The following is a 13,930-nucleotide window of genomic DNA, read 5'->3' on the forward strand; positions in this document are numbered from 1 at the left end:
TTTGGCGTCGGAAACCCCCTCCCCCTAACCCCCTCCCGCGAGGGGAGGGGGGACTCATTTAGCTTTCGGCTGATATCGGTTGCGAACTTCTGGGACGAAGCGAAAACTATTCTGAAAAGATCTCGCCTGCGGGAGAGGCAACAACTCACCGGCGCAATCGGGACAACCGATCTCGCTTGAACTCATCCCGGCCCTAGGCGACAGCCGCCCAGAAGGCCTCGGCGGCCTCGCCCTGGCGCGAGGCGGGGCGGAACAGCCGGATCTCGATCGGCACGTGGTGCTCAGGGCCGCCGGCCTCGACCAGCAGGCCGCCGGCGATGTCCTCCTCCGCCAGGGTCTGCGGCAGCCAGGCGAGGCCGTCCCCGTTCCGGGCCATGGATTGCAGCGTGGCGGCGAGATGCGAGGTGAAGACCGGCTGCAGCGCCGGCGCGCCTCCCGCCGCCTCCCGGGCCCCCGCCAGGATCCGGCCGAGCCCCGACTGGTCGCTGTAGCCGAGATAGCGCGGCGGCGCCGCACCCGAGAGCGACCAGCGCGGCGCCCCTTCGCCGTCGGGCGCGCTGAGCGGCACCAGCACGTCGTGCCCGACCACGATGCTCCGGAACGGACGCCCGTCGAGGCGCGTGGCCATGCCCGGATGGAAGTGGCACAGCAGGAAGCTCACCTCGCCGCGGATCATCATCGGCTCGCAGGCCTGCAGGCTGTCCGAGACCAGGTTGAGGCTGCCCAGGCGGGCCGCGGCGTCGGTCCGGCGGATCCATCTCGGGAAGAAGGTGAAGGACAGGGCGTGGGTGGCCGCGATCGACAGGGGCGGCGCGCCCTTCCGCGCGGCCTCCAGCGTGTCTCGGCGCAGCTGGTGCAGGGCCCGCACCAGGATCTCGGCCTGGGCCTGGAACTGCACGCCGGCCGGGGTCAGCGCGACCTGGTGGGTGGTGCGCAGGAACAGTGGCGCGCCGACCCAGTCCTCCAGCGCGCGGATCCGGCGGCTGAAGGCCGGCTGGGTGACATGGCGCCGCGCGGCGCCGCGGGAGAAGCTCAGCGTCTCCGCCAGCGCCAGATAGTCCTCCAGCCAGTTCAGATCCATCGGTTATGCCGATCCCTTATAAGCAATCCCGACATTGGCATTGGCGGTACCGGCCGTCGAGTCGTACTCCTCGGGGCAGGACAACGCCGTCGTCTCCGGCTCCGGAAAGTCATCGATCTCCCGGATCGGCGGTTCGGCCGACACGGCGGCGCATGTCCTGACTCCCGACAAGGATCGGCCAGAAAATCCAGGGAAGGGATGCAAGGGTGAGGACTTCGACCAGGAAACCGCTTCTCGGCGAATTGTATATCCAGGTGCTGATCGGCATCGTCGTCGGCGCCGGGATCGGCATTGCCTGGCCGGAGATCGGCGCGTCGCTGCAGCCGGTCGCGGACGGCTTCATCAAGCTGATCAAGATGCTGCTCGGGCCGATCGTCTTCGGCACCGTCGTCGTCGGCATCGCCAAGATGAGCGACATCAAGGATGTCGGGCGGATCGGGGCCAAGGCGCTGATCTATTTTGAGATCGTCTCGACCCTGGCGCTGCTGATCGGCCTGGTGGTCGCCAGCGTGATGCAGCCCGGCGCCGGCATGAACATCGACGCCGGCCAGATCGACGCGTCGTCCATCTCCAGCTACGTCAAGGCGGCGCAGGGGAACCATGGCCTCGTCGCCTTCTTCCTCGACATCATCCCGACGACGATCGTCGACGCCTTCGCCCAGGGCGCCATGCTGCAGATCATCCTGATCTCGGTGCTGATGGGGATCGCGATGGTCAAGCTCGGCGACCGCGGCAAACCGCTGGTCGGCCTGATCGACGTGCTGCTGCAGGGGCTGTTCCGGATCGTCGCCATGGTGATGCGCCTGGCGCCCTTCGGCGCCGGTGCGGGCATGGCCTTCACCATCGGCAAATACGGCATCGCCACGATCTGGTCGCTCGGCTACCTGATGGTCTGCGTCTACGTCACCACGATCGTCTTCATCGTCGTGGTCCTGGCTTCGGTCGCCTGGTGGTCGGGCTTCCCGCTGACCCAGTTCTTTCGCTATTTCAAGGACGAGATCCTGATCGTCCTCGGCACCTGCTCGACCGAGGCGGTGATGCCGCAGATGCTGAAGAAGCTGGAGCGCCTGGGCTGCGAGAAGACGGTCGTCGGCATGGTCCTGCCGACCGGCTACACCTTCAACGCCGACGGCACGTCGATCTACCTGACGATGGCGGCGCTGTTCGTCGCCCAGGCCACCAACACCCATCTGGCGCTGGGGGACGAGCTGCTGCTGCTCGGCGTGTTCCTGCTGACCTCGAAGGGATCCGCCGGCGTCGCCGGGGCCGGGTTCGTGACCCTTGCCGCGACGCTCTCCACCATCCACACCGTGCCGGTGGCCGGCCTCGTCCTGCTGCTCGGGGTCGACCGCTTCATGAACGAGGCGCGGGCGGTGACCAACCTGATCGGCAACGGCGTCGCCACCATCGCCATCGCCAAATGGGACGGCGCCTTCGACCAGGTGCGGGCGCGCGAAGTCATGCAGGCGCATCGCGAGGGCCGGGTGCTCGCGGACGAGGAGCCTGTGCCTGAGATCCGCCCGGATAGTCCAGAGATCCAGGCCGCGGCCGGCGCCCTGCGCTGAGACCGTTTCCAACGCTGCGACACGAAAGGAACAGCATGCGCATCGTCGACGTCGTCGAGGTCACCAAGCCGATCGCCTCCCCGATCCGCAACGCCTATATCGACTTCTCCAAGATGACGGCCAGCCTGGTGGCCGTGGTCACCGACGTCGTGCGCGACGGCCGCCGGGTCGTCGGCTACGGCTTCAACTCGAACGGGCGCTACGGCCAGGGCGGGCTGATCCGCGAGCGCTTCCGCGACCGGATCCTGGCGGCGGATCCGGCCGGCCTGCTCGACGATGCGGGCGAGAACCTCGACCCGCACCGGATCTGGGCGGCGATGATGGCGAATGAGAAGCCGGGCGGGCACGGCGAGCGCTCGGTCGCCGTCGGCACCATCGACATGGCGGTGTGGGACGCCGTCGCCAAGATCGCCGGCCAGCCGCTGTTCCGGCTCTTGGCGCAGCGCAAGGGCCGCGAGGCCGACCCGCGCGTGTTTGTCTATGCCGCGGGCGGCTACTACTACCCCGGCAAGGACAATTCGGCGCTGCGGGCGGAGATGCGCGGCTATCTCGACCGCGGCTACACCGTGGTGAAGATGAAGATCGGCGGCGCCCCGATCGACGAGGATCGCGGCCGTATCGAGGCGGTGCTGGCGGAGATCGGCGGCCAGGCGCAACTGGCGGTCGACGCCAATGGCCGCTTCGACCTCGAGACCGCGATCGCCTACGCCAAAATGCTGCGGGACTATCCCTTGTTCTGGTACGAGGAGGCCGGCGACCCGCTGGACTACGCGCTGCAGGCGGCGCTGGCGGAGTTCTATCCCGGGCCGATGGCGACCGGTGAGAACCTGTTCTCGCACCAGGACGCGCGGAACCTGCTGCGCTATGGCGGGATGCGGCCGGACCGCGACTGGCTGCAGTTCGACTGCGCCCTGTCCTATGGGCTGGTGGAATACCTCCGCACCCTCGACGTGCTGGCGCAGCTCGGCTGGTCGCCGTCGCGCTGCATCCCGCATGGCGGGCATCAGATGTCGCTGAACATCGCCGCCGGCCTCGGCCTCGGCGGCAATGAGAGCTACCCCGACCTGTTCCAGCCCTATGGCGGCTTCCCGGACGGGGTGCGGGTCGAGGACGGCCACATCGTCATGCCCGACCTGCCGGGCATCGGCTTCGAGGGCAAGTCCGACCTGATCAGGGTGATGCGCGCGCTGGCGGAGTAGGGCGGCCACGATCTCGCGTGCGGGAGAGGCAACCCGTTGTTGCGCCACCGGAAATACGATCGCAGTAGTATTACCGGTCGGATCAGTTCATGATACGTTCCATGGACATGACGCCCCCCGATTGCGACTCGGAAGACCGGCCGGTCGACAAGGATCTGGCCTGGACGCGATGGGCGCTGGGCTCGCTGGCCGAGCTGGTCGAGATCCACCTCCGCACGGCGCGGATGACGGCGACGGAGCAGTTGGCGACGCCGATCGGGCCGACCAGGCCGGATTTCGCGCTGGCGCAGGTGCGCCTGGCCCGTTCGGTGCGGCTGTCGATCGCGATGAGCCAGCGGGTCCGCGAGACTTATCAGGACCGCAAGGCCGGGAAGGCGGCGCCGGAGCGCACGTCGGCGGAGGAGGCGGCCGAATCCGCACCGGCCGAGGTCGCGCCGGCCGAGGCCGTGCCGGCTGCCGGTCCGGAGGGCGGTGAGCCCCGGTCGGAACCGCGCGAATCCCTGACCGAGAGCGAATGCCTGGAGGACCGGCTCGAGCCGGGCGAGGAGGCAGAGGATCGGCGAGACCTGGACGCAGCCCTGCTGCCGCGGGACCGGGACGCCGCCCTGGAAATGCCCGATCGCCTGCCCGACATCCCTGTCGACGCCGTCCCCGTGGCCGCTCGACCGGCGGAGGATTGGCGTCCTGCACCCGACGAGCCCGACACCGGCCGGCCTGTGCCGGCTCTCCCGAAGCCGGACAGCAGCTGAGCCATGGGCGGCGCGATCGCGTAGGTTGGGTTTGCATGGCGAACCCAACATCCCGCCACCGCACCTCTGTTGGGTTCGCTTGCCGCGAACCCAACCTACGAAATCCGGATCATGTTGCCTCTCCTCCCCGGGCTTGACCCGGGGATCACGGGAGAGGTCGGAGGCGCTTGCGCCTCCGGGTGAGGGGGCTTTGTCGAGGCCTGGGTGCTCCTACCGCCCTGCCGCATAGGCCTGCATCAGCCGCGGCGTGGCGGCGGCGCGCAGCAGGCCGTCGGGGTCGCGGGCGGCGGCGACCAGGCGGCCGACGGTCCATTCCGGCGCCTCCTCGAGATCGTGGCCGCGGCGGCGCAGCTCGGCCAGCACCTCGGGGCCGAAGCTCTCCTCGGCCAGCAGGTGGCCGGGCTTGCGCTCGCGCGGATAGAAGGAGCTCGGGAAATGCGCCGTGTGGAACATCGGCTGCTCGATCGCCTCCTGCAGGTTCAGCCCGTGATGGACATGGCGCAGGAACAGCTGCAGCTGCCATTGCTCCTGCTGGTCGCCGCCGGGCGACCCGAAGGCCAGGTACGGCTTGCCGTCGCGCAGGGCCAGCGACGGGGTCAGCGTGGTGCGCGGCCGCTTGCCCGGCTCCAGGCTGGCCGGCAGGCCCGGCTCCAGCCAGAACATCTGGGCGCGGGTGTTCAGCATGAAGCCCAGCTCTGGGATCACCGGCGAGGATTGCAGCCAGCCGCCCGACGGCATCGCCGCCACCATGTTGCCCCAGCGGTCGACCGCGTCGATGTGGACGGTGTCGCCGCGCCGGGCCGACAGCATGTCGGCCATGGTCGGCTCGTTCGCCGCCAGGTCCTTCAGCGCGGTGCCGCTGACCTTGGACAGCCGCTGCAGCGCCGCCATCACCCGGTCGACCTGCGCCTCGTAGCCGGGCACCCGGCCCGGCCGCAGCTCGCGCGAGGCGGCAGCGCCGATCAGGCCGCGGCGGGCGTCGTTGTAGGCGTCGGACAAGAGCGCCTCGACCGGCACGTCGACGAAATCCGGGTCGCCGTAATAGGCCTCGCGATCGGCGAAGGCGAGCTTCATCGCCTCGGTCACCGTGTGCACGAAATCGGCGCTGGCCGGGCCCATCGACGCCAGATCGATGTCCTTCAGCAGGGCCAGGGTCTGCAGGAACACCGGGCCCTGGCCCCAGGGGCGGATCTTGGCCAGGGTGTGGCCGTGATAGTCGTAGGTCAGCGGCGCCTCGTATTGCGGCGGCCAGCCGGCCATATCGTCGCCGGTGATGACGCCGCGGTGGCGCCGGCCGCTCTCGTCCATCACCTCGGTGTTGCGGGCGAAGCGGTCGACCGCCTCGGCCACGAAGCCGCGGTAGAAGGCGGCGAAGGCCGCGTCGGCCTGGCGCTCGCGGTCGCCGCCCGCCGCCTCGGCCTCGCGGATGATCCGCTTCCAGGTCTCGGCCAGGACCGGGTTGCGGAACAGCTGCTTCGCCTTCGGCGCCGACCCGCCCGGCAGGAACACGGCGGCGGAGGTCGGCCATTCGGCCTCGAAGAAGTCCTTCAGCCCGGCGATGGTGTCGGCGACGCGCGGCAGCACCGGGTGGCCGCCCTCGAGATAGTGGATCGCCGGCTCCAGCACGTCGCGCACGGTCAGGTTGCCGTAGTCGCGCAGCAGCACCATCCAGGCGCCGAAGGAGCCGGGGATCACGGTGGCGAGCAGGCCGTTGCCGGGGATCAGGTCCAGCCCCTCGGCCTTGTAGTGCGCGATGGTGGCGCCGGCCGGGGCCGGGCCCTGGCCGCACAGCACCTCGGTCCGGCCGGTCGTGGCCGAATGGAACACCACCGGCACGTCGCCGCCCGGGCCGACCAGATGCGGCTCCACCACCTGCAGCACGAAGGCGGTGGCGATGCAGGCGTCGAAGGCGTTGCCGCCGCGCTCCAGCATGGCCATGCCGGCGGCGCTGCCGAGCCAGTGGGTCGAGGTGACCATGCCGAAGGTGCCGAGCAGTTCGGGGCGGGTGGTGAACATGCGTGTCTCTCAGCTTTCGCGGGGGTCGAGGGCGTCGCGCAGCCCGTCGCCCAGCAGGTTGAAGCCCAGCACGACCAGGAAGATCGCGCCGCCCGGGAAGACCGACATCCAGGGCGCCTGGCTCATGAAGTTCTTGGCGGTGTTCAGCATCGAGCCCCAGGACGGGCTCGGCGGCTGCTGGCCGAGGCCGAGGAAGGACAGGCTGGCCTCGGCGATGATGGCGGTGGCGATGGTCAGCGTCGCCTGCACGATCAGGGGCGGCATCACGTTGGGCAGGATGTAGCGGATGATGATCCAGCGGTCGGGCAGGCCGATCGAGCGCGCGCCCTCGACATAGTCCTCGGTCTTCACGCTCAGCACCTGGCCGCGGGTCAGGCGGATGAAGATCGGCATCGCCGACAGGCCGATCGCGATCATGGCGTTGGTCAGGCTGGGGCCGAGGAAGGCGGCCAGCGCGATCGCCAGGATCAGGAACGGGATGGCCAGCATCGCCTCGGTGGCGCGCGAGATGGCGCCGTCGACCAGCCCGCCGTAATAGCCGGCCACGAGCCCGAAGGGCACGCCGACGGCCAGCGCGATGGCGACCGAGATCACCCCGGCCATCAGCGAGGCGCGGGCGCCGTAGGCGAGGCGGGTGTAGATGTCGCGGCCGAGGTCGTCGGTGCCCAGCCAATGCGCGGCCGACGGCGCCTTGCGGATCGCCGTGAAGCTGGTCTGCAGCGGGTCCTGCGGCGTGATCAGCGGCGCCAGCACGGCGAGCAGCACGAAGCCCATCACCAGGATCGCGCCGACCACCGCGCTGCGGTTGCGCACGAACTTGGCCAGGCCGCGGCTGCGCTGCTTCCGTGCGGGGGCTTCGACGCCGAGGCCACCTTGAACGACTGTGGGCGCGGTCATGACGGGTGCCTCAGCCGCGGGTTGATCAGGATGTAGAGGACATCGGCCAGCAGGTTCATGGCGATGAAGCCGATGGCGGTGCACAGCACCACGCCCTGGACCACGGCGTAGTCGCGGTTGAACACGGCGTCGACGATCAGCTTGCCGAAGCCCGGGATGGTGAAGACCTGCTCGGTCAGCACCGCGCCGGCCAGGAGCTCGCCGAACAGCAGCGTCACCAGGGTGACGATCGGCACCAGCGCGTTGCGGAAGGCGTGCTTCAGCACCACGGCGGGGCCCAGGAGCCCCTTGGCCCGGGCGGTGCGGATGTAGTCCGACCGCAGCACGCCGAGCATGGCCGACCGGGTGTGCCGCATCAGCGTGGCGGCCAGCGCGGTGCCCAGCACGAAGGACGGCATCAGCATGGTCTTGAGGCTGAGCCACAGGTCCTGCGACGGCGGCACGTAGCCGGAGGCGGGCAGCAGTCGCCACTCCACCGACACCAGCAGGATCAGCATGATGCCGAGCCAGAAGTTGGGGATCGACAGGCCGGACAGGGCGAAGACGTTGGCGGCGTAGTCGACCGCCGTGCCCTTGCGCACCGCGGCGATGATGCCGGCCGGGATGCCGATCAGGAGGGCGAAGACCATGGCCATGGCGGCCAGCTGGATGGTCACCGGCAGCTTCTGGGCGATCAGCTGGGTCACCGGCGCGTCGGTGCGCAGCGAGATGCCGAAATCGCCCTGCACCACCTGGCCGATCCAGGCGAAGTACTGCACCGGGATCGGGTCGTTCAGCCGGTACTTGTCGCGCAGGTATTCCAGCACCGCCGGGTCGCGCTCCTCCCCCGCCATGGTCAGCACCGGGTCGCCCGGCAGCAGCTTCTGCAGCGCGAAGACCAGCATCGACACCAGGATCAGGGTCGGCAGCGCCACCATCAGCCGGCGCAGGATGATCCGGGTCATGGGTGGGCGCTCCCCGACGCAAGCCCCTCAGAGTCCCCCCTCCCCCCGCGGAGGGGGGACTCGATCGGAAGCGGTCGCGTGGAACCGGGCACCAGCATCCTCAGCCCTCGATGCTCATGCCCTTCAGGCGGATCATGCCGTCGGGATAGGCGGTGAAGCCCTTCACCTTCTTCGACAGCACGAACGGCCAGGGCTGATAGTAGGTGTAGATGATCGGCAGCTCGTCCTCGAGGATGGCCTGGGCCTGGTCGTACAGCTCCTTGCGCTTGGCCTGGTCCGGCGTCTGCCGGGCGGCGTCGAGCAGCTTGTCGACCTCGGCGTTGCAGTACTTGCCGTCGTTCAGGTTGCCCTTGCAGGTGACGAAGGCGTGGATGTTGCCGTCGGGGTCGACGCGGCCGGACCAGCCGACCTGCTCGGCTTCGAAATTGCCCGACGCCGCTTCCTTCATCATCGCCGCGAACTCGGTGGCGCGCAGCTTGATGTCGAAGCCGGCCTCGGACGCCATCGCCTGGATCAGCTCGGCGATCTGCTGCGCCGTGGTGCCGGTGCCGAACACCAGCTCGAACGACACCCGCTCGTGCCCGGCCTCCTTCAGCAGCTGCTTGGCCTTTTCCAGGTCGCGGGCCCGCACCGGGAACTTGTCGCTGAAATACGGGCTGGCCTGGGGGAAGGGCTGCTGCGCCGGCGGGTAGATGCCGGCGCCGACCACCTGGTTGATCGCCTCGCGGTCGATCGCCAGCTCCAGCGCCTGGCGCACGCGCTTGTCCTGGCCCAGCGGGTTCTTGGCGCGGTCGCCGTTGCCGGTGTTGATGGTGATGCCCTGGTAGCCGATGCCGGTGACCGGCGCGAAGACCAGCTCCGGATCGGCCTTCACCGCCTCGACGTCGGACGGCGCCAGCCGCTCCAGCATGTCGAGGTCGCCGGCCTTCAGATTGGCCAGCCGCACCGTGGTGTCCGGGATCGGCTGGAACACCACCTTGTCGATCTTGTAGTTCGCGGCGTCCCAGTAGCCGGCGTATTTCTGCAGCACGATGCGGTCGTTCTGCACCCGCTCGACGAAGCTGTAGGGGCCGGAGCAGACGGGCTTCTGGCCGAAATCGCCGGCGGCGAAGGCCTTCGGCGCCAGCATCATGCCGGCGCGGTCGGACAGCTGGGCCAGGATCGTGGCGTCGGGGCGGGACAGCTTGACCGCCACCGTCTTCGGATCGACCGCGACGACATCGGCGACCGAGGCCAGCTCGCTCTTGCGCAGGCTGTCGGGCAGGGTGCGGGCGCGGTCGAGATTGGCCTTCACCGCGGCGGCGTCGATCGGCTCGCCGTCCTGGAAGGTGGCGCCTTCGCGCAGGGTGAAGGTCAGGGTCAGGTTGTCGTCGCTCCAGGTCCAGCTGGTCGCCAGCTTCGGCACGAAGCCGAGCTCGGGGTTGATGTCGACCAGCTTGTCGCAGAGCGAGGCGAAGACGATGCGGCCGACGAAGGTGCGGGCCCGGTGCGGGTCCAGCACGTCGGGATCCTCGTTCAGCCCGACCCGCAGCGTGGTCTGGCCATAGGCCGTGCCGCTGAGCAGCAGGCCGGCGAGGAGGGCGAGGACTGGGCGTGCGCGCATGAGAAAGCCTCCTGTTCGGTTTCTTATGGACGGGCCGCCTGGACTTGGCGGGCACGGTAGAGAGCGAGCCGCGTCGCCAGCTTGGGCGGCGTCGGCGGCGCGGCCAGGGCACCGGCCCCGGCATCCTGGATCTCGCGCCAGAAGTGGCAGGCGACGCTGCGCCCCGGCTCCGCCTCCTCGGCGGGCGGGCGGATCTCGGAGCAGATCGGCTTGGCGTGCGGGCAGCGGGTGTGGAAGCGGCAGCCGGGCGGCGGCGCGGTCGGGCTGGGCACGTCGCCCTGCAGCAGGGTCTTGGGCCGGCGCCCAGCCGGGCTGGGCACCGGGATCGCCCGCATCAGCGCCTGGGTGTAGGGATGCAGGGGCGCGTCGAACAGCGCGTCGACCGGCGCCTCCTCGACGATCTCGCCGAGATACATCACCGCCACCCGGTCGCTCATGTGCCGGATCACGGCCAGGTCGTGGGCGACGATCACCAGGGTCAGGCCGAAGCGTTCCTTCAACTCCTCCAGCAGGTTGATCACCTGCGCCTGGATCGAGACGTCCAGCGCCGAGACCGGCTCGTCGCCGACGATCAGCACCGGCTGGCCGGCCAGGGCCCGGGCGATGCCGATGCGCTGGCGCTGGCCGCCGGAAAATTCATGCGGATAGCGGCCGGCATGGTCCGGCAGCAGGCCGACGATGCGCAGCAACTCCGCCACCCGGTCGCGCCGCTCCGTCCCCTGCGCCAGCCCGTGCAGCCAGATCGGCTCGCCGACGATGTCGCCGACCGTCATCCGCGGGTTCAGCGAGGCGTAGGGGTCCTGGAACACGATCTGCAGTTCGCGCCGCAGCGCCCGCATCTGCTTCGGCGGCAGCGCCGTCAGGTCGCGGCCGCGATAGATCACCCGGCCGGCGGTCGGCTCGATCAGCCGCAGCAGCAGCCGGCCGAGGGTCGACTTGCCGCAGCCGGATTCGCCGACCACGGCGAAGGTCTCGCCCGGCCGGATCGCCAGCGACACGCCGTCGACCGCATGCACCAGCGGCGACCCGCCGAACAGGCTGCGGCCGCCGCCGAAGCGCTTGACCAGACCCTTGCCTTCGAGGAGAGCCGTCATGCGGCGTCTCCGGCATGCTGCTCCAGCGGCGCGAACCAGCAGGCGGCGCGGTGGTCCGGCCCGACCGGCTTCGCCGGCGGCGTCTCGGCGGTGCAGCGCGGCTCGGCGAAGGGGCAGCGCGGGGCGAAGCGGCAGCCCGGCGGCATGCGGTCGGCCGGCGGCACGGTGCCCGGGATGGTGGCCAGGCGCCCCTCGCGCCGGCCGAGCGACGGCACCGACCCCATCAGCCCGATGGTGTAGGGGTGCTGCGGGTCCTCGAAGATGGCGTCGACCGGGCCGGATTCGACGATGCGGCCGGCATACATCACCGCGACATGGTCGGCGACCTCGGCCACCACGCCGAGATCATGGGTGATCAGGATCATGGCGGTGCCGGTCTCGTCCTGCAGCCGCCGGACCAGGGCCAGGATCTGGGCCTGGATGGTGACGTCCAGCGCCGTGGTCGGCTCGTCGGCGATCAAGAGCTGCGGGTCGTTGGCCAGGGCCATGGCGATCATGGCGCGCTGGCGCATGCCGCCCGACAGCTGGTGCGGATAGGCGTCGAGGCGCTTCTCCGGCGCCGGGATGCGCACCCGGCGCAGCATCTCCAGCGCCCGATCGCGCGCCTCGGCCTTGCTGACCGCCTTGTGCCGGCGGATGCCCTCGGCGATCTGGTCGCCGATGGTGAAGGCCGGGTTCAGGCTGGTCATCGGCTCCTGGAAGATCATCGCCATGCGGCTGCCGCGCAAATCGGCGCGCTCGCGGTCCGTCAGGCGAAACAGGTCGTGCCCCTCGAACCGGGCGCTGCCGGAGGTGATGCTCGCCACCGGCGGCAGCAGCCCCATCAGCCCCAGCGCGGTGATGCTCTTGCCGCAGCCGGATTCGCCGACGATGCACAGCGTCTCGCCGCGGGCGACGGAGAAGGAGACGCCCTCGACCAGGTTGGCGCCGACCGACAGCGACAGGGCGAAATCCTGCACCTCCAGCACGGTCTCGCGCGCCGGCTCCGGTGCAGCGGTGGGGGCGCGGGCGACGCGGGCGTCAGAGACGGAGGCCATCGGCCGCCTCCGTGCTGTCGCCGTGGCGGACGGTCCGGTCCTGCACCGAATCCTGCGGCGCCGGCTCGCCATGCATCGCCGCCTCGAGATTGGCGTGCAGCGCCAGCAGGTGGCGCCGCATCGCCGCCTCGGCCGCGGCGCCGTCGTGCCGGGCGATGGCGGCGACGATGTCGGCATGCTGGCTGGTATAGGCGCGCAGGCGGATGCGGTTGCGCGCCGCCTCGCGCAGCCGGCGCCAGGACGGCGACTGGCGGATCCGGTCGATGCAGTCGAACAGCGCCAGCAGCAGGCCGTTGCCGGCGGTCTCGGCGATGTGGCGGTGGAAGGCGCTGTCCCACAGCTCGTGGCCGTCGCTGTCCATGCTGGCGGCGGTCTTGCGCTCGATCCGGCGCAGCGCGGCGATGCTGTCGGGCGACGCCTTCAAGGCGGCGAGGCGGGCCAGCGCCGGCTCGATCTGCAGCCGGGCCTCCATCACCTCCAGCGGGCTGGTGCGGTCGGCCAGGGATGCGATCAGATGCGGCTGCACCGGCGGCCGCTGGCCGGCGAAGGTGCCCTTGCCCTGGTGGCGCCAGATCCGGCCCTCGGCCTCCAGCACCTCCAGCGCCCGGCGCACGGCGCGGCGGCCGACGCCGATCCGCCCGGCCAGGTCGCGCTCGGCCGGCAGCTGCCATTCGGCGCGGTCGCCCTCGGCATCGAGCAACGCGCGCAGCCGCTCCAGCGCCACGCTGGAATTCGACACGCCGCGGGGTTCGGGTGAAACCACTTCAGCCATTGGTCTCCCAAAGGCTGCGTCCGCCGTTCCGGCTCCGAGCCATCTGCCAGTCCCTGTTGAGCTTGAGGACGCCCGGCCAAGCGGTCCTGAGGACCGATCATGACGCGCGACGCCGCTTCGTCTTGCCGGACAGCCAAGCGCAAAGGGAACCAATTTGCAAATGGTTTCCTGGGTGGCGACACGATTGGGATTGTGCTTTGCGTCGCGACCGGTGACGGGGCGAGACGCTAGAGGGACGACGGCGCGGAACCGGGCCGATGGTCCAGATAATCCGTCAGGATGGCATCATGGGCCACGATGTGGTCGCTCAGGTCGAACACGTGCTGGAGCCATGGGTGCCGCAGCGCCTCTTCCCGCGTAAGAAGCCGGCCTAGCATTCCCTGGGGCCATGCCGTCTGCTCCGGCCCGATGATCCCGACCTTGTACTCGCTGTCGTCCGACCAGAGCTGGAAGATGAAAGCAACGCGATCCTCGGGGGACGCGGCTTCATCCCAGTCTCCCAACCCTACGATCATCTCTGCCCGCGGGTGCCGCGGGCCGTGGGTCAGCACGGCGCGATAGATCGCGAAGGCATCTCCATTCCGAGTAACGAAACGGGTCAGCCGGGTACTGGGCGCACCGCAGCACTCGCAAGCGGCATGACTTGGTTCCGTGAACTCGATTTCGAACATGATGTCCCTCGCGTCCCGACCAAGCATCGCCTGTTCCGGCCGGGAGATCGAGTCCCGTCACGCGGATGGGGGCAGGCACCAAACGGCGGGATCATCGCTGGTTTGCCGGCCGTCCTCTTTGCGTTGCCTCTCCCGCAAGCGAAACCTTTTCAGAATGTCCTTTGGATCGCCTGGGAGGATCGCAACGACATCGGCCGCAAGCAAAATGAGTCCCCCCTCCCCTCGCGGGAGGGGGGTAGGGGGAGGCCATCTCGTACAGCCGCAGGGTGTCCGCGCCGTACTCGCCGCAGATCTCGTCGGGC

12 protein-coding genes are annotated in these 13,930 nt (G+C 69.9%); 3 read left to right on the forward strand and 9 right to left on the reverse strand.

Annotated elements, in window-relative coordinates:
* Positions 1-193: 193 nt before the first annotated feature.
* On the reverse strand, positions 194-1,081 hold the full coding sequence (locus ACFW16_RS34995) for a LysR family transcriptional regulator (RefSeq protein ID WP_380313730.1): 888 nt from the start codon (positions 1,079-1,081) through the stop codon (positions 194-196).
* Positions 1,082-1,287: 206 nt separating this feature from the next.
* On the opposite strand from ACFW16_RS34995, the gene dctA reads away from it, so the two are divergent.
* From dctA to ACFW16_RS35010, 3 genes are all read left to right on the forward strand, one after another.
* The gene (gene dctA / locus ACFW16_RS35000) at positions 1,288-2,646 is read left to right on the forward strand and encodes a C4-dicarboxylate transporter DctA (protein ID WP_380313731.1); all 1,359 of its coding nucleotides are present in this window, start codon (positions 1,288-1,290) and stop codon (positions 2,644-2,646) included.
* Between the two features lie 35 nt (positions 2,647-2,681).
* On the forward strand, positions 2,682-3,845 hold the full coding sequence (locus ACFW16_RS35005) for a mandelate racemase/muconate lactonizing enzyme family protein (protein ID WP_380313732.1): 1,164 nt from the start codon (positions 2,682-2,684) through the stop codon (positions 3,843-3,845).
* 101 nt (positions 3,846-3,946) lie between these two features.
* Positions 3,947-4,594, forward strand: coding sequence for a hypothetical protein (locus ACFW16_RS35010; protein WP_380313733.1), 648 nt, complete (start codon positions 3,947-3,949; stop codon positions 4,592-4,594).
* Positions 4,595-4,804: 210 nt separating this feature from the next.
* Here ACFW16_RS35010 and ACFW16_RS35015 read toward each other — a convergent pair whose 3' ends face one another.
* From ACFW16_RS35015 to ACFW16_RS35050, 8 genes are all read right to left on the reverse strand, one after another.
* The gene (locus ACFW16_RS35015) at positions 4,805-6,610 is read right to left on the reverse strand and encodes a gamma-glutamyltransferase family protein (protein WP_380313734.1); all 1,806 of its coding nucleotides are present in this window, start codon (positions 6,608-6,610) and stop codon (positions 4,805-4,807) included.
* Between the two features lie 9 nt (positions 6,611-6,619).
* A complete protein-coding gene (locus ACFW16_RS35020) occupies positions 6,620-7,507 on the reverse strand; it encodes an ABC transporter permease (protein ID WP_380313735.1) in 888 nt (295 codons plus the stop codon).
* Positions 7,504-8,451, reverse strand: a complete 948-nt coding sequence (locus tag ACFW16_RS35025) for an ABC transporter permease (RefSeq protein ID WP_380313736.1) — start codon at positions 8,449-8,451, stop codon at positions 7,504-7,506. Before ACFW16_RS35025 ends, ACFW16_RS35020 begins: the two co-directional genes overlap by 4 nt.
* A 100-nt stretch (positions 8,452-8,551) precedes the next feature.
* Positions 8,552-10,054, reverse strand: a complete 1,503-nt coding sequence (locus tag ACFW16_RS35030) for an ABC transporter substrate-binding protein (protein WP_380313737.1) — start codon at positions 10,052-10,054, stop codon at positions 8,552-8,554.
* 23 nt (positions 10,055-10,077) lie between these two features.
* Positions 10,078-11,148 (reverse strand): ABC transporter ATP-binding protein, encoded by a 1,071-nt coding sequence (locus ACFW16_RS35035; RefSeq protein ID WP_380313738.1) that lies wholly within the window; start codon positions 11,146-11,148, stop codon positions 10,078-10,080.
* Entirely contained in the window at positions 11,145-12,185 is a 1,041-nt protein-coding gene (locus ACFW16_RS35040; RefSeq protein ID WP_380313739.1) for an ABC transporter ATP-binding protein, read from the reverse strand. Before ACFW16_RS35040 ends, ACFW16_RS35035 begins: the two co-directional genes overlap by 4 nt.
* Positions 12,169-12,957: a FadR/GntR family transcriptional regulator gene (locus tag ACFW16_RS35045; RefSeq protein WP_380313740.1), complete on the reverse strand. Its 789-nt coding sequence runs from the start codon at positions 12,955-12,957 to the stop codon at positions 12,169-12,171. The genes ACFW16_RS35040 and ACFW16_RS35045 overlap by 17 nt, the downstream gene beginning before the upstream one ends.
* A 227-nt stretch (positions 12,958-13,184) precedes the next feature.
* Positions 13,185-13,628: a hypothetical protein gene (locus tag ACFW16_RS35050; protein ID WP_380313741.1), complete on the reverse strand. Its 444-nt coding sequence runs from the start codon at positions 13,626-13,628 to the stop codon at positions 13,185-13,187.
* Positions 13,629-13,930: the final 302 nt, after the last annotated feature.

The organism is Inquilinus sp. NPDC058860 (genome assembly GCF_042743185.1).
In the GTDB taxonomy this organism is placed as follows: Bacteria; Pseudomonadota; Alphaproteobacteria; order DSM-16000; family Inquilinaceae; genus Inquilinus.

Coding starts and splice junctions, on each gene's coding strand:
- ACFW16_RS34995 (WP_380313730.1), bottom strand. CDS start 1,081: ATGGATCTGAACTGGCTGGAGGACTATCTGGCGCTGGCGGAGACGCTG.
- ACFW16_RS35005 (WP_380313732.1), top strand. CDS start 2,682: ATGCGCATCGTCGACGTCGTCGAGGTCACCAAGCCGATCGCCTCCCCG.
- ACFW16_RS35010 (WP_380313733.1), top strand. CDS start 3,947: ATGGACATGACGCCCCCCGATTGCGACTCGGAAGACCGGCCGGTCGAC.
- ACFW16_RS35015 (WP_380313734.1), bottom strand. CDS start 6,610: ATGTTCACCACCCGCCCCGAACTGCTCGGCACCTTCGGCATGGTCACC.
- ACFW16_RS35020 (WP_380313735.1), bottom strand. CDS start 7,507: ATGACCGCGCCCACAGTCGTTCAAGGTGGCCTCGGCGTCGAAGCCCCC.
- ACFW16_RS35025 (WP_380313736.1), bottom strand. CDS start 8,451: ATGACCCGGATCATCCTGCGCCGGCTGATGGTGGCGCTGCCGACCCTG.
- ACFW16_RS35030 (WP_380313737.1), bottom strand. CDS start 10,054: ATGCGCGCACGCCCAGTCCTCGCCCTCCTCGCCGGCCTGCTGCTCAGC.
- ACFW16_RS35035 (WP_380313738.1), bottom strand. CDS start 11,148: ATGACGGCTCTCCTCGAAGGCAAGGGTCTGGTCAAGCGCTTCGGCGGC.
- ACFW16_RS35040 (WP_380313739.1), bottom strand. CDS start 12,185: ATGGCCTCCGTCTCTGACGCCCGCGTCGCCCGCGCCCCCACCGCTGCA.
- ACFW16_RS35045 (WP_380313740.1), bottom strand. CDS start 12,957: ATGGCTGAAGTGGTTTCACCCGAACCCCGCGGCGTGTCGAATTCCAGC.
- ACFW16_RS35050 (WP_380313741.1), bottom strand. CDS start 13,628: ATGTTCGAAATCGAGTTCACGGAACCAAGTCATGCCGCTTGCGAGTGC.